This window comes from Microcoleus sp. FACHB-SPT15, assembly GCF_014849525.1.
In the GTDB taxonomy this organism is placed as follows: domain Bacteria; phylum Cyanobacteriota; class Cyanobacteriia; order Cyanobacteriales; family Coleofasciculaceae; genus Symplocastrum; species Symplocastrum torsivum.
In genome coordinates, this window is the sequence record NZ_JACJNU010000072.1 from 17,104 (window position 1) to 34,530 (window position 17,427).

At 46.9% G+C, this 17,427-nt stretch carries 20 protein-coding genes and 1 pseudogene; 12 read left to right on the forward strand and 9 right to left on the reverse strand.

All coding sequences use genetic code 11. The annotated features are described in order from the left end of the window. Positions 1-61: 61 nt before the first annotated feature. Complete coding sequence (gene lipA / locus H6F98_RS32135) at positions 62-1,012, reverse strand: lipoyl synthase (RefSeq protein WP_192222810.1); 951 nt, start codon at positions 1,010-1,012, stop codon at positions 62-64. 413 nt (positions 1,013-1,425) lie between these two features. On the opposite strand from lipA, the gene H6F98_RS32140 reads away from it, so the two are divergent. Continuing rightward, on the forward strand, positions 1,426-1,992 hold the full coding sequence (locus tag H6F98_RS32140; RefSeq protein ID WP_192222811.1) for a response regulator: 567 nt from the start codon (positions 1,426-1,428) through the stop codon (positions 1,990-1,992). Positions 1,993-2,072: 80 nt separating this feature from the next. Here H6F98_RS32140 and recR read toward each other — a convergent pair whose 3' ends face one another. The 3 genes from recR to H6F98_RS32155 form a co-directional block, all read right to left on the reverse strand. Further along, positions 2,073-2,681, reverse strand: a complete 609-nt coding sequence (gene recR, locus H6F98_RS32145) for a recombination mediator RecR (protein WP_192222812.1) — start codon at positions 2,679-2,681, stop codon at positions 2,073-2,075. A 214-nt stretch (positions 2,682-2,895) separates the two neighbouring features. After that, a complete protein-coding gene (gene psbA / locus H6F98_RS32150; RefSeq protein WP_192221405.1) occupies positions 2,896-3,978 on the reverse strand; it encodes a photosystem II q(b) protein in 1,083 nt (360 codons plus the stop codon). Positions 3,979-4,252: 274 nt separating this feature from the next. Continuing rightward, the gene (locus tag H6F98_RS32155; RefSeq protein ID WP_192222813.1) at positions 4,253-5,308 is read right to left on the reverse strand and encodes a hypothetical protein; all 1,056 of its coding nucleotides are present in this window, start codon (positions 5,306-5,308) and stop codon (positions 4,253-4,255) included. A gap of 462 nt (positions 5,309-5,770) precedes the next feature. On the opposite strand from H6F98_RS32155, the gene H6F98_RS32160 reads away from it, so the two are divergent. The 6 genes from H6F98_RS32160 to H6F98_RS32180 all read left to right on the forward strand — a co-directional run bounded on the left by H6F98_RS32160 (position 5,771) and on the right by H6F98_RS32180 (position 8,943). Then, the gene (locus H6F98_RS32160; RefSeq protein ID WP_192222814.1) at positions 5,771-6,406 is read left to right on the forward strand and encodes a helix-turn-helix transcriptional regulator; all 636 of its coding nucleotides are present in this window, start codon (positions 5,771-5,773) and stop codon (positions 6,404-6,406) included. Between the two features lie 72 nt (positions 6,407-6,478). Continuing rightward, the gene (gene cofG, locus H6F98_RS32165) at positions 6,479-7,462 is read left to right on the forward strand and encodes a 7,8-didemethyl-8-hydroxy-5-deazariboflavin synthase subunit CofG (RefSeq protein ID WP_192222815.1); all 984 of its coding nucleotides are present in this window, start codon (positions 6,479-6,481) and stop codon (positions 7,460-7,462) included. 188 nt (positions 7,463-7,650) lie between these two features. Beyond that, entirely contained in the window at positions 7,651-7,914 is a 264-nt protein-coding gene (locus H6F98_RS32170; protein WP_192222816.1) for a hypothetical protein, read from the forward strand. A gap of 1 nt (position 7,915) precedes the next feature. Next, on the forward strand, positions 7,916-8,029 hold the full coding sequence (locus H6F98_RS34745; protein WP_396814314.1) for a type II toxin-antitoxin system RelE/ParE family toxin: 114 nt from the start codon (positions 7,916-7,918) through the stop codon (positions 8,027-8,029). Continuing rightward, positions 8,013-8,189: a type II toxin-antitoxin system RelE/ParE family toxin gene (locus H6F98_RS33030; protein ID WP_199349151.1), complete on the forward strand. Its 177-nt coding sequence runs from the start codon at positions 8,013-8,015 to the stop codon at positions 8,187-8,189. Before H6F98_RS34745 ends, H6F98_RS33030 begins: the two co-directional genes overlap by 17 nt. Positions 8,190-8,565: 376 nt before the next feature. Further along, on the forward strand, positions 8,566-8,943 hold the full coding sequence (locus H6F98_RS32180) for a PleD family two-component system response regulator (protein ID WP_192222817.1): 378 nt from the start codon (positions 8,566-8,568) through the stop codon (positions 8,941-8,943). Between the two features lie 23 nt (positions 8,944-8,966). On the opposite strand, the gene H6F98_RS34750 is transcribed toward H6F98_RS32180, so the two are convergent. From H6F98_RS34750 to H6F98_RS32190, 3 genes are all read right to left on the reverse strand, one after another. Continuing rightward, positions 8,967-9,200 (reverse strand): IS4 family transposase, encoded by a 234-nt coding sequence (locus H6F98_RS34750; RefSeq protein WP_396814319.1) that lies wholly within the window; start codon positions 9,198-9,200, stop codon positions 8,967-8,969. Continuing rightward, positions 9,103-9,840 carry an IS4 family transposase gene (locus tag H6F98_RS32185; RefSeq protein WP_242058796.1) on the reverse strand — a complete coding sequence of 246 codons (738 nt, stop codon included), beginning with the start codon at positions 9,838-9,840 and terminating at the stop codon, positions 9,103-9,105. The genes H6F98_RS34750 and H6F98_RS32185 overlap by 98 nt, the downstream gene beginning before the upstream one ends. A gap of 203 nt (positions 9,841-10,043) precedes the next feature. Continuing rightward, positions 10,044-10,634, reverse strand: a complete 591-nt coding sequence (locus tag H6F98_RS32190; protein WP_192222818.1) for a chromophore lyase CpcT/CpeT — start codon at positions 10,632-10,634, stop codon at positions 10,044-10,046. Between the two features lie 89 nt (positions 10,635-10,723). Between H6F98_RS32190 and H6F98_RS34315 the strand changes: the two genes are divergently transcribed. From H6F98_RS34315 to H6F98_RS34320, 3 genes and pseudogenes are all read left to right on the forward strand, one after another. After that, on the forward strand, positions 10,724-10,858 hold the full coding sequence (locus tag H6F98_RS34315; RefSeq protein WP_277927638.1) for a hypothetical protein: 135 nt from the start codon (positions 10,724-10,726) through the stop codon (positions 10,856-10,858). A gap of 15 nt (positions 10,859-10,873) precedes the next feature. Next, a pseudogene (locus H6F98_RS32195) lies at positions 10,874-11,476 on the forward strand (ADP-ribosylglycohydrolase family protein); the annotation flags it as partial. Between the two features lie 24 nt (positions 11,477-11,500). After that, positions 11,501-11,632: a hypothetical protein gene (locus tag H6F98_RS34320; protein ID WP_277927639.1), complete on the forward strand. Its 132-nt coding sequence runs from the start codon at positions 11,501-11,503 to the stop codon at positions 11,630-11,632. A gap of 10 nt (positions 11,633-11,642) precedes the next feature. On the opposite strand, the gene H6F98_RS32200 is transcribed toward H6F98_RS34320, so the two are convergent. Further along, positions 11,643-12,866 carry an esterase-like activity of phytase family protein gene (locus H6F98_RS32200; RefSeq protein WP_192222819.1) on the reverse strand — a complete coding sequence of 408 codons (1,224 nt, stop codon included), beginning with the start codon at positions 12,864-12,866 and terminating at the stop codon, positions 11,643-11,645. Between the two features lie 117 nt (positions 12,867-12,983). Between H6F98_RS32200 and H6F98_RS32205 the strand changes: the two genes are divergently transcribed. Continuing rightward, positions 12,984-14,219 (forward strand): tetratricopeptide repeat protein, encoded by a 1,236-nt coding sequence (locus H6F98_RS32205; protein ID WP_192222820.1) that lies wholly within the window; start codon positions 12,984-12,986, stop codon positions 14,217-14,219. A gap of 597 nt (positions 14,220-14,816) precedes the next feature. Then, positions 14,817-15,083: a hypothetical protein gene (locus tag H6F98_RS32210; protein WP_192222821.1), complete on the forward strand. Its 267-nt coding sequence runs from the start codon at positions 14,817-14,819 to the stop codon at positions 15,081-15,083. Positions 15,084-15,204: 121 nt separating this feature from the next. On the opposite strand, the gene H6F98_RS32215 is transcribed toward H6F98_RS32210, so the two are convergent. After that, the gene (locus H6F98_RS32215) at positions 15,205-17,313 is read right to left on the reverse strand and encodes a TIGR00300 family protein (protein WP_192222822.1); all 2,109 of its coding nucleotides are present in this window, start codon (positions 17,311-17,313) and stop codon (positions 15,205-15,207) included. Between the last annotated feature and the right edge of the window lie 114 nt (positions 17,314-17,427).

Here is a 17,427-nt window from a genome sequence, read left to right on the forward strand (position 1 = left end):
AGAGGGATTATTGGCTAATCTCCAATCCGCTTTAAGTCGGAAATATTTGCCGATACTCTCTCTAGACTCTCTCCCCGGCGTGGTAGGAACTGCGAACGAGAGGACCTGAACGGACATGGGCAAAACCCAACTCTCGTGCGATCGCACCCAACTCGTCGAATTCCTCTGGAGTCCAATATTTTTGGACGGGTAGGTGTTGTAAGGAGGGGCGCATATATTGACCGAGTGTGATGCGATCGCATCCGGCGTTGCGTAAATCAACCATTGCCTCAATCACTTCAGACTGGGTTTCACCATGCCCTAGCATCAAGCCTGACTTGATGGGGATAGTGGAGTCAAGCCGTTTGACAAAGCGCAGGACATCAAGCGATCGCTCATATTTTGCTCCCCGCCGCACTCGTCTCTGTAGCCGTCGCACCGTCTCAACATTGTGGTTATAACACGCTGGACGAGCCTTCACAACTGTTGCTACCCGTTGGTGTTGTAGGTCGGCAAGTGTTTCTTCTCCTTCACCTCTACCGCCCCAAAAATCCGCCGTCAGCACCTCTATTTCTGTTTCTGGATTCAGCTTACGAATTGCCTCCATCGTTGCGACAAACCAACCTGCGCCCTGATCAGGTAAATCATCTCGTGCCACCGAGGTCAGCACAACATAACGCAAGCCCAACAGATGTACCGAGTCAGCCACTTTTTGCGGTTCCTCAGGGTCAAGGGGCATGGGCGAATGACCCTTGTCTACTTGACAAAAGGCACAAGACCGGGTGCAAGTTTGTCCCATTAGTAAAAATGTCGCTGTCTTCTGGGCATAGCACTCGCCTCGGTTCGGACAACGCCCTTCTTCGCAAATCGTGTGGATTTGCCGTTGTTTAATAATGCGCTGCACGGCTGAGATTTCGCTGGCTTTGCCAATTGGACGTCGTAACCAAGTAGGAAGTGGTTCAACTGGCGGTTGCCATAACTTCTGAGTGGGTGGAGTAGTCACAGACTGGTCGATTTTTGTAGACAAATCCATCTATGGTGATAACCTCTACGATAAGAATGTTAAAGCACTCAACTCCCGCTCTTGTTTTACCCAGTTTTTTGCTCTGATCCATCAGACCAGATTAATCTAGAGTCAGGCGCACCGTTTGCTCTTGGGCTTAAGCTCAGAAGGGCAAGAGTTGAGGATGTAATGTCAGTAGCCGTATCACACATGGACAGAAGTAATTCCGTCTTACGTGGGTGGTACTGGTTTATGTCGATTGGGTATAGAGTGACTTGTAGATCAGACCTAGACACACTGACGCTACACCATTAAATATGAGTTGGCAGCGTTAACAGTAACTAAATTTTTGACTCAGGGTTGAATTCCTCATCTAGAGTCAGCGGCAGTCGCTTCAAAAAACTGTAGTTTTTCTTTAAATTACCTCTCTAAAGGAGTCAGTCGTGGCAAGTCATAAAATCCTGGTAATTGATGATAGTAAAGTCATCCGGATGCGGGTTAGAGAAATGTTACCTCCGGGTAACTTTGAAGTTCTGGAAGCGAAAGATGGTATTGAAGGGCTTAATCTAATCCGCCAGGAACGCCCAAATTTAATTATGTTAGATTTCCTCTTACCCAAGATGAGTGGTTGGGACGTATTTCAGGAAATTCAAACTCATAGTGACCTGCAAACAATCCCTTTAGTACTGATGTCAGGTCGTAAGGAAGAAGTAGCAGAGAAAATCATAGAGCCTTTTGAGTATTTTGCCTTTGTTGAAAAGCCATTTGAGAAGAAGCAGCTAGTTGATGCAATCAAAGAAGCGATGGGCAAGGCGAAAAAACCCCGCCCAGTTGCCCCAGCACCTGCAGCGGCAGTAAGTTCACCCACGGCTGACTCGCCTGCGGCTTCTGTATCAGCAGCAGAGATTGAAGCGCTGAATGTAAAAATTGCCAAGATGCAGACGGAAATTGATGGTTTGAAGAAACAGCTAACTCAGCTAGTAACGTTCATCAAACAAAAACTAAAATAGCTCTTGCCTTAGAGACTTAGAGATTGGGTAGACCTGAAGCAATATATGCTGAAATCTTCCCAATCCCTAATCCTCAATCTCTAATCTAGTTCCCGTCGTCCTTCTAAAGCTCGTGCTAAGGTCACTTCATCGGCATACTCTAAATCTCCACCCATTGGTAACCCAAAAGCAATCCGGGTTACTCGTGTAAATGGTTTTAGCAGTTGCCCGACATACAGTGTTGTAGTCTCACCTTCCACACTAGGACTAATTGCCAAAATTACTTCTTGAATCTCTTTGTCTCTCCGGCTGATTCGTTGCACCAACTGGTGGATGTGTAGCTGATCAGGACCAATTCCCTCCATTGGCGAAATCACACCACCCAGGACATGATATTTGCCGCGATACTCTCGCGTTTTTTCTAGGGCAATCACATCACGGGAATCTGCTACCACACAGATAGTGTTATTGTCCCGGTTAGAGTTACGGCAGATTTCGCAGACAGGTTCAGCAGAGAGGTGAAAGCATACCTGACACAAACCCACTTGCTTTTTCGCCTCAACCAAGGCTTGAGCGAGTGCCTGTACTTCTGCTTCTGAACGCTTGAGGATGTGCAGTGCTAGGCGTTGAGCAGTCTTAGGGCCTACTCCAGGCAGACGTTGCAGTTGCTCAATTAAACGTGCTAAGGGTCTTGTGTAAACCGTAGTCATTTCTCCGTGTCTGTGTATCTTCTATATAATGCCATTCTCCAAGGCAGGGCGTTCTAGCAAACGAGAACCTGGGGCAACTTCGCGTTGAAGAAGGTAGAGGGCAAGAGGCAGATGGCAGAAAGGAAAGAATTGCAAGGGGCTTGTGCCAAGAACTCCAAAAATAAAAAAGCACCTCCCTAAGGAGGCGCTTCTTAATAAGCTAGATGCTTAAGAATTAGCCATTGATAACTGGAGCTGTCAGAGCAACAGGAGTCGCTTCACCAGCAGCCAAGTCGAGAGGGAAGTTGTGAGCATTACGCTCGTGCATCACTTCCATACCCAGGTTGGCGCGGTTGAGTACGTCTGCCCAGGTTCCAATCACACGACCTTGTGAGTCGATAACTGACTGGTTGAAGTTGAATCCGTTCAGGTTGAACGCCATCGTGCTGATACCTAGAGCGGTGAACCAGATACCGATGACAGGCCAAGCCGCAAGGAAGAAGTGCAAGCTGCGGCTGTTGTTGAACGAAGCGTATTGGAAGATTAAGCGACCGAAGTAGCCGTGAGCTGCAACGATGTTGTAAGTCTCTTCTTCTTGTCCGAACTTGTAACCGTAGTTCTGTGATTCGGTTTCAGTTGTCTCACGTACCAGTGATGAGGTTACCAAGGAACCGTGCATTGCACTGAACAAGGAACCACCGAATACTCCTGCTACACCTAACTGGTGGAACGGGTGCATCAGGATGTTGTGCTCCGCCTGGAACACGAACATAAAGTTGAATGTTCCACTGATACCCAGAGGCATTCCATCAGAGAAGGAACCTTGTCCGATTGGGTAGATGAGGAATACTGCGGTAGCAGCAGCAACAGGTGCACTGTAGGCTACGGCAATCCAAGGACGCATTCCTAAGCGGTAGGAAAGTTCCCACTCACGTCCCATGTAGCAGAATACGCCGATGAGGAAGTGGAAGATTACGAGCTGGTAAGGACCACCGTTGTAGAGCCACTCGTCTAAGCTAGCGGCTTCCCAGATTGGGTAGAAGTGCAAGCCGATCGCATTAGAAGAGGGAACAACTGCACCGGAGATGATGTTGTTTCCATAGAGTAAGGAACCCGCAACAGGCTCACGGATACCATCGATGTCTACGGGGGGAGCCGCGATGAAGGCGATGATGAAGCAAGTGGTAGCGGCTAGCAGTGTAGGAATCATCAACACGCCGAACCAGCCTACATATAGGCGGTTGTCGGTGCTGGTTACCCAGTTGCAGAACCGTTCCCACACGGAGGCGCTGCGTTCGCGCTGTAATGTGGTTGTCATTTTGTTTATTATTGCTTGATTTGTTTTTTAGGTTAGGCAGACGTTTTTTGTCTGTCTGTAATTACATTAAGGCTTTTATTGATTTTTGTAAAGCACATTCTCAAAATTGCTTTCATATTTATTAAGTTATCTATCTTTTCTAAGCTAAATCCCTTTGCCAGAGAGGTTTCTGACCGGAGCTGATTAAAAAACGTGGTGGAGGACGTAGCTAAAGGCTCATACTCCAACACGGAGGAAAGACAGGTACTGAAGAAAAGCAATGGCAAGAGTCGGTCTAACTTGCCTCAAGTACTGGGCAATGGCTATCAAAATGAAGGGTTGCGATCGCTTCTTTAACATCTAGCGCCAAAAATTGGTCTACTGCGGTGTATACCCAGTAAACCGATAATTTAGGATCGCCACCAATTTTTTGAAATCCCAGAGCCATACATAGTTCTTCATATGTAGGATGGATGCTCATGGCATAGAAATCCCAGAGATTTGGAAAATCGGCTTGCATCCGCACAATGGTTTTCTGTACATCCTCCACAAAGAGGCACACATTCTCCTGGTTCTTGTAAGGAGTATCGATCATCCAGCTACGCACCAATAGTGAGGTGCAATCAGGATCGCCAGGAATCGCCATTTCCAGAGGGTCGATATCCGATACAGAACTCAAATGGAGGCTTTTGCTTGGGGGAAGAAAGAAGTTTTTCTCAGACTCCGTTGAGGTGGGGTAAAGAAGGTAGAATCCCACAGGACGAGAGTTGTCACAGCGACGCAACACTCGCATTCCAGTAGAATATTTGCCTGCCCAAGTACGCAGTAGCTTAGAAATTTTATGCGGAACCGCTGTCGTATTTTTGTTCATCCAGTTGTAGTTCCGAGCGAGAAAATCTGCAACTGGAACGGCATCGGTTCGGGGATTGAAGTCATCAACCTTGAGTTGTACTGACTCTTTTGCCTTGGGAGATACCTTAAGATTTGGCAAAGACCGAATTTGAATACATACTGTATTGCCATCAAATTGTTTTTCAATTAATCCCAGAGCTAGCAGTTTATCGATCATCATGCCAGCCGCGCGATCGCTTCCTCGGTCTTTGTGAGCATAGAATAGTTCTGCGGCTTCCCGATGGGTGCAAGCAACAAATCCTTCTGGTATTTGTAATTGGTTTAAGGGTTGTTTTAAACGATTACCTAACTCTTGCTGTTGCTTAAGTAGTAAATAGATCCACAATCGCACAAAACATTCAGCTCGACGGCGAGTCAAACCCACTCGTCCAATGAGCATTGAAATATAGTTGCGCTGTTGCTCGATAGGGAACCACTCATCGACAAATTCTGGATTCATATCCTACGGGTTGTTTAACGAATTAAAGCCTTTCTAAAAGTCAGCTTTGCCGCCTAGCCATAGTATCTATCACCCTTTGCCTTGCTTTTTATGCAAGAAGTTAAGTGCATAAGCACCTTTAACTACAGATAACTAGGTACTAATCTGTCACGACGGCTACTATTTGCCTAAGTAAAACAAAGTAGCGCTTTACTTACACGGCTGAGTAATCTAGATAAACACCCTGAAATACTATGATTTCGTAATTACTTAGCAAATCGAAAAAATGTAGAAAAACTTCACCCTACTTCAGAGCCTTTCACCTTTCCTCGACCTAACAAAACAGAATTCAGGCAGTTTTGGAAATTTACAGTTTGCTCATTGTAGCTACACAAACTCAAACGTAAGAATGACTTTAACCCTCAACTGATAAGACTTGTAAGAACTTGACTTCTCAGTTGACTAGCCTGAAGGAGATTCAACATGGTCGTTCTCGCTCATCAACTGAACACTCACATTGAATGCTTCGAGAGAGTAAGCGGCTTGGAAAAACAGCTCAAAAACTCACATTTTGAGCATTCCAAACAACCATCTTTACTACAAGCCGTTATGGAAGGCTTTGTTGATGGAGTTTTGATTTTGAGCAATCAAGGAGAGTTAGTTCATGCTAATGACTGTGCGCGTCGAATTTTCGATCAACTACTACAGGGTGCATCACAAACTAGCCCGTTGATTGAGGAAGTTTGGCGGGTTTACGAGTGTTTGCTTGAGAGCAAAGATCTATTTTACGATCAAAAGTTGATTATCGAGTCAGAAATTGATGCCGATAATTTAGGTGCATTTCGCATCCGAGCGAGGTGGTTAGTGTTAGAGGAAAGCGCTCACCCTTACCTGTTAATAACAATAGAAGATAGGCAACAGTCTACTCAAAATGTCGCGATTACTGATGCCAAAAAGTATGGTTTGACTGCTCGCGAGGCAGAAGTCTGGTTACTACGCCGAGCCAACCACTCCTACAAAGAGATTGCGGATCGGTTGTACATTACGCTCAACACAGTGAAGAAGCATATCAAGAATATTCACGCTAAGCAAGAAGCCTACCTCTGGGCGGAAGAATAAGGATTCTTATTAGCAGCAAGACTTTGCCAGATCGGTCACACTCTTGAATAGAGCCTGTGATTCCCGTTTCTCATGCAACGTTTTGATTCCCGAACCGTTACCTACAGCCCTGCTTACACACTCGTACCAACTTACGAGTGTTTTAATCGTTGTACCTACTGTAATTTTCGTGTCGATCCTGGCAAAAGCTCTTGGTTGTCGTTAGAAGCTGCCGAAAGCAAGCTAATGCCGCTTCAATCTCAGGGTGTTTGCGAAATCCTTATTCTCAGTGGTGAGGTGCATCCCCACTCATCACGTCGGCAGGAATGGTTTGGGCGGATTTATGATATTGCTGAACTAGCGCTGTCTATGGGGTTTTTGCCCCATACCAATGCAGGCCCTTTGAGTTTTGAGGAAATGCGATCGCTCAAATCCGTGAATGTTTCAATGGGGTTAATGTTAGAACAGCTAACACCCCATTTGCTACAAACCGTTCACCGTCATGCTCCCAGTAAAGTACCAGAGGTGCGTCTACAACAACTGGAATGGGCGGGAGAATTGCAGATTCCGTTTACAACTGGGTTACTGCTAGGGATTGGGGAGACTCAAGAAGATTGGTGGGAAACACTAAATGCGATCGCGCAGCTTCATGCTCGTTATGGTCATATCCAAGAAGTCATCTTACAACCCCATAGTCCAGGAAGTGAGCAAACTTGGGATGCTCCCGCCTTTAACCCTCATCAATTGCCAGAGGTGATTGCCAAAGCGCGTCAGATTCTGCCGTCGGATATCGCTATCCAAATTCCGCCTAATTTAGTTCCAGATTCTAATTGGTTACTTGCTTGTTTGGATGCTGGTGCCAGGGATTTAGGAGGAATTGGGCCGAAAGATGAAGTGAATCCTGATTATCCGCATCCTGATGCACGGCAGCTTAGAGAAATTTTAGAGCCAGAGGGATGGGAACTGGTGCCGCGTTTACCTATTTATCCTCACTATGACAGTTGGTTGTCACCGAGGTTGCAAGAGGCTGTTGAGCAGTGGCGGAATGCTATTAGAGCAGTTGGGCTAAAAGTTTGATATTGTACCGAACCACTCATCCACTCGACCGTGTACACACATCTCTAGCAGTATTTTTGCAGAAGCGATCGCACTTGCAGTAACAACTTAGATAAAAAAGCGATCGCTCTCCCCATCTCTAAAATTGAAAATGAGGCTCCTGAGAGTACGCTCTTCTGTAATGCCAATCAACAAATTAGGCAAAAGGCGTGAACCCAACCGATTTAACTAAGACACGCTACGAAGTTACTCTTACCCAAGAAGCATGGGCTGGAGTAGAAACAGCCGCGAAAAAACTTAACTTATCAGTATCTGAGCTTTTTGAGCAGATTGGTTGCGGACTTCTTGAAATTGTTAAGCCGGAAGACATAGAAGATTATCTAGATTGGCAGGATGCACTTGAAGCAGAAGCCAATCCTGAAAATCAAGAGCGGATTCCTTGGGAACAGGTAAAACAAGAGCTAGGGCTATAAGGTGTCAGAAGAAGATTACCGGATTGAATTTCTGCGTACAGCCCTAAAAGAACTCGCTAAACTGCCAGTGGAAGTACAGCAGCGAATTGCTACTAAGATTGACGAACGAACTTAAAACAAATTCTTATCCGCCTGGTGTAAAAGCTTTGAAGAATAGCGAAGGACGATTGCGTTTGCGTGTGGGAGATTACCGAGTAATCTATCGAGTAGAAGCAGATCAGCTCATCATTGTCATTATCAAAGCAGGACACCGGAAAAACATTTACAAGGGATGATCGCGCTTGCAGCAGAACGTTGTGATCGCCCTCACTCTCAGTAGCATTTTTACAGAAGCGATCGCACTTGCAGTAACAACTTAGATAAAAAGCGATCGCGTCTTAACCTTCCGTCTATAAAAAGAAACCTCAGCGCTAAAAGCAGTGAGGTTCATTGGTGTTTGAGGTATTTAAAGATGTCTAGCCACTACATAAGATTTTCTTTGGTCAAGGTTAGGCATTGCTTATGCTTGGTTTAAGTTTCTCCGTGGGGAGGCGGTTTTAGAATGCGATCGCATAATCTTCATACTTCTTCATGTATTTCTTCACATCCCTTTTGCTGAAAATCCCTCTCTAGCGGGAAATATTTAAGAGGTGAGTGTAACAGGAGATATTCATGGGTACAGTTCTAGTCGTCGAAGATGATCATACACAACGGCTAATAATCTCTAAGATCCTTCAGAAAATGGGGCTAAATGTGATTTTTGCTGGTGATGGCATCGAAGCACTAGAACTAGTTCAGACTCATAACCCAGTACTTGTTGTCCTAGACATCGTTATGCCCAGGATGAATGGTTATGAAGTCTGCCGTCAACTCAAAGCTGAGGCAACAACTTACAAGCCTGCTGTGCTGATGTATTCCAACAAAACAGAAGAATGTGATTTTTATTGGGGTAACAAGCAAGGTGCTGATGCTTATATTTCCAAGCTTTGCCGCCCTCAACAGTTAGTAGACACCATTAAGCAACTCATTCCACAAGAGGCAACGCTTTAAGCTATTGTTCCCCCCTTATTAAGCTATGCATTAATCGCATCTTTCTTAACAGTTGGGGAGTTGACAACAGGAAGAGAAGGATGAGAGAGTTGCCAAGTGACAGCAATGTCATGCAAACGTCGCAAACCTCGCCAAAGGGTCTTGACCCCAGGGTCTCCATCACGCTTGCGCCCTAAGAAGCCGCCAAGTTGAGCAATCCAACGAACGCAATTGTGCAAAGTCGGCAAAGGATTTGACCGAGCGGTTGTGATAAGCACGAATTAACAATTCTGAGTTGGTGCGTCGGGGTAGAGCAAACAACTCATAGATGTCGGCTTCTTGGTCAGCCACAGTGACCACCCTGACGCTTTGCTCAATGGCTTGCTCTGTTGCCAGTAGCGCCGTTAACCAGCGCTGACTCTCCTTGTCTTGGATGGGTCGCTTGTGGCGCTGATGTTTCTTACCCAACTGGGCTAGGTCTCTCACCCAAACTTCTTGATGTATTACTCCTAGTGGCACCTGCTGTGTACTGACGCACAGTACTGAGTGCATCTTCAGTCCCCGTGAGTTGGCATTGTCCAGGTAGCCCAAGCCCTGAGTCTTGGGGTGGTCAGTGAAATTAAACTCTGTTGTGTCTTGAATTGCCAACACGATTGATTGTTGCTTGACTCGTTCTACTGTGCTGTCTCGGTGTCCAGCTAGGATATCTTGTGGCTTGACATGAGGCGATTGCCAAAAGTCATAAGCAGCTTGTGTGGATGCTGCATCTCGACTAGCTTGAGGTACACTGCTTTCGGGTCGCGCCGCCAAATCTTCGACCAGGTGAACTAGTCGTCGGTTGCGGCGTACATCTCCCAGGTCAGTGGTTTGAAGTTCTGTCGCTGCCCAACTACTCATCGTTGCTCCGGTATGACTCATCCTCAAGTGATTAACTGTTAGATTACTGGCTCTGGACTACCTCACTGATTCCGTTCACCTCCATCTCCGGTTTCATCGGTTCTTCCCCTCAGACCTGCACGATGCATCCCTTGTCAGCTCTGCTTTCCATCTTTTGTTAAGAAAGATGCGATTAATGCATAGCTTGATCAGCAGGGCTAATTCATGATTAGGCAGCTAATTCGTTAAACCTTCACTTCCTCAGCAAAACTTGCCCAACGGACAAAGTGAAATGGGCCACCGACTGAACCCCAGATATGCTCGTCCGTTTCTGGGTCACGCCCTCGGTCAAGACTGATAAATTTATCCTGGTCAATCTCAAAGCTACTGTCGAGGTAGGTTGTCTGACCTTTACGAACGACAATACAAGCTTTCCCCGGTTCTACATGACCTTTGAAGCTATGCCCTGTCCATTCCACAACCATGTTACAGCCAGGAAGTTTCTCCAGTTGCTCAACCTTCAACGCTTGCAGCCGTTCGAGGTTACGGGAAGCACCATAGAAGGGTTTTTCATCCTTGACCGTATAGTTTTCAATTTCAATATGTGAACCCGCGTTAATTAACTTCAACACCCGTAGCCTATAGGGATCATTCAGCATATAGTCATAGGCTTGTTCGACAAAAAAACTGGTGCCATCGAGGAATGACTGAGGCAGAGGGCGCATACAGACACGGATATGAGCAAATATCGGTGGATTCTCAAATGCTTGCTCTTGGTTGCTAAAGTCAGCCGCCATCCAGCGGGCTAAGGTTGCGATATCAGTAGAATGAGTCATTAACTAATTAAAAATTGTCATCAGATATCCATCAATTGTAAAACTCAAGCTGATCCCAACCGAAGGGAGAATGAGGAAGTATTGAAACTATGAATTCTCTGGAACGGATGCAGTTGTCTTTGACTGGGCTTTCAGTCGCAGACGCACTTGGAGAAACGTTTTTTGGGGCTGGTTCAGAACTTGTTAACCGAATCAAGCAACGTGAGGTTCCCCCAGGAGTGTAGCGCTACACAGACGATACGGAGATGTCTCTCTCTATCGTGGAAACGCTTTGGCGCTATGGGCGAATCGATCCGGATGAACTGGCACAAGGGTTTGCCCGACGCTTTACCTCTTGGCGAGGCTACGGTGCAGGGGCGTATCGGCTATTGACTAGTCTTCAATCAGGAGCAAACTGGCGAACTGAAGCTTCGCAGATGTTTGGAGGTACGGGTTCATATGGCAATGGTGCTGCGATGAGGGTAGCACCACTAGGTGCTTATTTTGCTGACGACTTGGAAGCAGTTCGGGAAAATGCAATTCTCTCAGCGCAACCAACACATACCCATCCGGAAGGAATTGCTGGGGCGGTTGCCGTTGCTATTGCGGCGGCGTTAGCGTTTCGGGTTGGTGAAGGTGAGTCTATGCAGCCTGTACAATTTCTCCAACAGGTCATCGAGAATGTGCCTGAAAGTGAAACTCGTAATGGTATTCAGCAAGCTGTAGAAATCCCCATCACCGTGCCTGCTATGAAGGTAGCGAGACAACTTGGTTCAGGCTATAAAGTTTCTGCTCAAGATACGGTGCCATTTGCCTTATGGTGTGCCGTACACTATCTGAAAGACTACGAGGAAGCGTTTTGAACAACAGTGAGTGGTTTGGGTGACATGGACACAACTTGTGCGATCGCCTGTGGTATTGTCGCACTATCCGCCCGTCAACGAGGAATCCCCGTCGCTTGGCTTGAAGCGCGAGAACCTTTTCCAGATGATTTTCTTGCCACTCCCTCTCCTCGCTGAAATCCAACCCTTACCGCACGCGATTGAGTCGGAATAAAAGAAACTGAGTGATCTGGATATCGTTAAAGTTGTCATCACTCACTAAAACTAAACTCTGTGTGCCATCAGGCAGACGCGGCCCAAGAGCCATTCCCTCCAAGTTATCCAGGTAAATACCCAGTTTACTCAAGTCCAACAGCAACTTTTTCTGCACAATATTAATTCTGGATAAGTCACCCTTGAGCGTAGGAATACCTGAGGTATCTGTTGCCGCACTTACTGCTAGCTGAAAAATCTTTGCCCCTGCACCCGACAACAAACCATAGCTGCGCTCAAGGCTGAGAAAGTGACCGCCAGTATCCACTGTGGCTAAATCAGTCAGACCGTTGCCCGTAGCACCATCCGGTAGAGGGTCAAGTAGGTAAACATGTTCAGTAACCAGCGTCGGTGGCGCAAAACCTCCAATCAGATAGTGCATCAAACGAATTCGAGTTTGCTCTATCGAAGTGGGTGGCAAGTTGTCTTGGAAGAGGGCAGACTCAGTTGCGGTAAACAGGCGGTAGGGGTCGCCACCAGCAGCGGCTAAGCTTCCTAGTTCAAGGGTCAAGGACTCAAACCCTAAGTTTTCCCGAATGCCACGAGGAGGTTGGTCTTCCTTCGTCGGATCATTGGGGAGATAGCGTTCTGGAATTCGTAAACTTTGTTTCTGCTGTCCTGTTTTTAAATCAAATTCTTCGATGAACGGAGCAATTCCCTGGTTGGGAGAGCCTTCACTGGAGATGAAGACAGTCCCTTTGGGAGAAAGAGCAATGCCTTCGGGGTCAAGGCTGCCCTTAGCAAACGGTTCGCCGTTCTTATCGGTGAGGAAGGTAACGTCTTCAACTTCTACTTTTTCTAAGCTCATCTTCTCAGTTAAGAGAGGATCGAGAGTGAGCTTTAGGGTGTAAAACCGGGCTGGGGCAAATTGAGAACGGTCATCAGAGAGGGCATAAAAGCGATCGCGTTGTCGATCATAGGTCAATGCCGACAACCCGCCAACAGGTGTATCCTTAAACTTCTGCTTGGGTAGCTGGTACTCCCCTAAGAAGTCGAGGGAAAGATTAAGAAATGTTCGCTGTTCGGCCGTAATCGCTTCAGAGGGATCACAAGCCGTTGTTAGAAAACTTAGGAGTATCGTAACCAAAACCAATAGTAGGGAAAACAACCTGCCAGAGGCGCGTACCCTGAAGTTGTTAAGGTTTACCAACTGATTCATAAGGAGTTGTTAGGAAGCCGATTGAGGAGTGGGTACCGTCGTAATTTAAAGTATTTCCGTACAGGGGTGACCAGAAACTCTGGGTTTAATTTAAGCGTCAATTCGACTGTGAGTAGTATGACTAAGGTGATATTTAATCTTTTACAACCTAAACTTCTGAAATGGGGCAAGGCAGCATTCTGGACAGCAACGTTCCTGCTGTGTTTCAGTGCTGTTGCTGTCGCCAAACCCAATGAGGCTGAGCCTCCCAACCCTCTGGAAATTACCACTCCTGACCCTCTGCTGCCCAATCCGCCTCTAGAACGTGCCTTAACCGCCTTGGAACAGGCAAACCTCAGGGAGGCGTTGGATCAACTGAACGAACAGGCAGCGGCGCAACTGAGCGCAGGGAATCCAATAGAAGCCTATAAAATCTGGTATCGGGAAATTCGTCTGCGGCGAGTGCTAGGTGGGCCACTCGAAGAGGTGCAAGCTTTAGGTCGAGTTGGGGAGATTGCCTGGAGTCAAAATTCCAAACCAGAGGTGCAGCTAATTACGGCACGCCTGGAAACGATTCAGAAAGAGGCAGAGACGAAGAAAACGTTAGATGAGCCACTTTTGAGGGCGTTGGGTAGAGCTTATGAGCAGATACGAGTGCCGGGACAAGCGCTGAAGGTGTACGAGCAAATTCTGGCAACCGAGCGTCAGAGGAACGATCCGGCGGCAGTTGAGACAACGCTAAAGACGATCGCACAATTGCACTTGGCTTGGTTTGACTACCCGAAGGCAGCGGCGGCTTATGAGGAATTGCTAGCGACGGCACAGGCAAAAGGCGATCGCGTTAATCAACTGGTTTACCTCAAAGAGCTAATCAACATCTACGACAAATCGAAGCAACCCGAAAATGCCTTGCGGACGAAGCAACAACTGGTAGAAAAGTACCTCAATGAACAAGACTTTACCCAGATCCCAGCCCTAAAAATTGCGATCGCGGCTGACTATGAAGCGCTGAATCAACCTGAAGAAGCGAGTCAAAACTACCAGGAAGCCTATACTCTCGCTTTCTCCTCACAGCAGTTTGCCTACGCCAGTGATGCTCTGCTAAAGCTAGGAAACCTTTATCGTTCTCATAGCCAACCGGACTTTGCTTTGCAGGTTTACGATGTTCTCCTCAAAGTAGAGCAGCAGTCCTACAACTACTATGGCTTGATGAATGCCTATGACCAAATGGGTCAGATTTATCTAGAGCAGAAAAACTACGCTCAAGCCCTAAGTGCGTTTCAACAAGGCTTGGAATTAGCTAAGTCGTTGCAGTATCAAGAAAGTTACTTTTCGACTCAAATTGAGCGAGTCAACCAACAGAGTTCACAGTAGGCTTTTACTCAAACCATCAATCGAGCAAGTACAGCGCGATCGCTACCTATATAAGTTGTCGCTTTTTACCTGTTCGCCCTTGCTCTCTCATCCTGTATGGGCGCAATCAATTGCGCCTGTATAGACATAGTAATTCACTAAACTTTATAAACCAATCATCGGAGTCAATGCTTTTATGAGAGCTTTGAGACAGCTAAATACTTTATTTGTTAAGGCTAGTACGCTTTTTGTAATCCCCATCAGGTAACTTTTTTTAACGATTTTCTTAAGAATTAAATAGTAGCTAATAATACGAAAATTAATTGATTTTAATAATAGATTGTTTTCCAGATTCAAGGAGAACAAGTCAAGAATACCTCTTAAGGGTACTGTAATTGCTCGTAAGACTTTGCCAATATAAAAGAAAGCTACTTTCAGAGTTTCCAGCCAATTAACTGGTAAAACTATCCGGAACTAATAGATAAAGCCTTGAAGTACAGAAAAAATCAAGCGTGACAATTGAAGGGTTAGAAGTACTAAAAGATACAAAATCTCAGTTTCCAACCCTTTGTTAAGCAACCGGAACCAACAAACCTGAACTGAATAAAGGAGTTTCCCATGCCACGACAAATGTGCTGGTTAGCGAGTTTTGGAGGCAATGAGCAAAAAATTTTGCATTTGCGGACTTCCCCTCATGAAGCTTGGCGTCCCTACACAGCATTTCCTCAGTATGCTGCCCCAGACTATCAAATACCAAGAGGTTCTAAGGGTTGGGCAACCTATCAGAAATTAAGACAAGCTGGCTGGGTTTTGGTATCTAGCCAGGAGGAAACGGCTAGTCAGTGTGAAGAACTTAGTAGCAGCAAGTTAGCCCAAAGTGCGTAAGCGATCGCATGTTGGACTAGAGGAACCGATGGGGAAAAGGTTAAAAGGAAAGGGGAAAGGTTCTTATTTTTACCTTTCCCCTTTGCCTAAAAACGATTTGTTCTTTGTGAGTGTATTGAGACTAGACAGCCTTGAGGTAAGGACTGGTCAACTTATCTAACTGTTGCACCAAGAGGCTGAGGAACAAACCAACATCGGTAACAACACCAGTCGATTCGACTGAACCGCGATCGCTCAATTTTGTCACCACGGCTGGGTTGATATCCACACAAACCATCTTCACCCCTGCTGGGGTCATATTGCCAACCCCAATGGAATGGAGCATTGAGGACAACATCAAAATCATGTCTGTCCCTTCCAGCAGATTGGCATACTCAGTTTGCGCTTTGATCAAATCCATCTGAGTATCTGGCAGGGGGCCATCATCGCGGATTGAACCAGCGAGAGAAAATGGCACGTTGTTACGGACGCACTCATACATCACACCCTTGGTGAGGACACCCTGCTCTACGGCAGCAGCAATATTGCCATAGCGACGAATCAGGTTAATTACCTTCAAGTGGTGTCGATGTCCACCCCGAACCGGGACACCGCGTTTCATATCCACACCAAGAGAGGTTCCCATTAAGGATTGCTCAATGTCGTGAACCGCGATCGCATTTCCTCCTAGTAGCGCCTGCACATAACCTTCCCGAATCAGACGCGCTAAATGCTGACTCCCGCCTGTGTGAATCACCACAGGGCCTGCTGTTACGACAACTTTACCGCCGCGATCGCGAAGTTGGCGCAGTTCCCAGGCAATTTGCTCGACAACCAATTCCACCCGACGCTCACTAGAGACACCAGCACCCATGAAGCTAAATTCTTGAGTATTGCGTTGCTCTCTCGATTCAGTCTTCCGCACCGTGCGGATACCATCAACACCAACAACAACCTGTTCCCCAACTTCCAAATCCCGCAGCAGCTTGCAACGAGCAATTGGGCCTTCAGGAGTAAAGATAACGGCGATCGCGCCATCCATGCGCTGCTGAAGCACTTTTACCCACTCGCCCTGAATTCGTACCTCAGTTGGGTAGATTGTCGTGACATAAAAGTCATCCGGAGCCACACCGTTTTGCTCTACAGGCTCCAGATTGATATCACAGACTTCTTGCGGAGGAGCGACAGCACCCAGATCGATGAGCTGAGTCATCATCTCTTCCATGACCTCGTGGGAAGGTGCCGACACCTTTACCTCAGCGCTTGAGGTACTTTGCCGCTGTTCTCCCAGGTTGAAGTTGAGAATCTGGAAGCTGCCCCCACCTTCGACAATTGTGTCTAGAGCACGGCTAATGATGCCAGAGTCGAGTAGATGTCCATCCATCCGCACGATGCGACTTTCTACTGATACATTGGCATGGACTTCGGTGCGTACTGGCTCAGTGACTCGTAGCGTCAGGCACTTAGCCGCACCACCCGCCTTCAAGAATTCCGTTAGTGGTGTCTCAACCACTTCAAAGCCAACTGCCGCCATGCGTTTTTTGAGGTTATCGCTGGCTTTATTCATCACTACAACTTGGTCAATATTGACCGCATTGCAGGCAAAATTTGCCGCATCCGCTTCTTCAATCGCAATCCGCTTCTCTGGTGGCACCCGCATCTCAATTAAACGGTTGGAGTAGGCATCAAAAGCGGGTGGATAGTAAAGTAAATAGCCACCTGCAAGGGGACAGAAGCAGGTATCTAGGTGATAGAACCGCTCATCCATTAGCCGCAGCGATACCACTTCAATGTCCAGCCATTTTGCTAGGTAAGGGTGGGAATCAAGTTCTGAGCGGAAGCCATAGCCTGCCCACAGCCAGCGTCCTTCGCGATCGAGCAGAGCATCACCTGCACCTTCAAAGGGTAGGTCTTTGGGCAGTTCATGCACCGTGTAGCCTTGTGACTCAAACCACTGCTTGAAGTATGGCTCTTCACCCTGACGTTCTTTATGGAAGAAGCGGCTGAGTACAACCGTTTTACCCAAGACCAACCCGGCATTGGCAGTAAATACCATATCCGGCCAACCGGGTTGAGGTTCAACTAAATCAACGAGTGTACGGTCTTTGAGGATGTAATGAAGCTTTTGCCACTGTTCAACGGCGCGATCGCGTGAGGACTTGTGAATATTCCCCTCCATCCAGGGATTAATCACATAATCCACGTCGTAGTGGTCAGGAGCACACATGAGGAAGCGAATCGAATCAGTCATAATCGATTTAAGATAAGGTAGACGCCAACAAGCCAAAGTTAGCAAGCAATTGAAAAGAGTTCACGGCAGTTGTGACTCCTGAGCCGTTCAGGAGGCAGGGGCTGATGGGCGCTT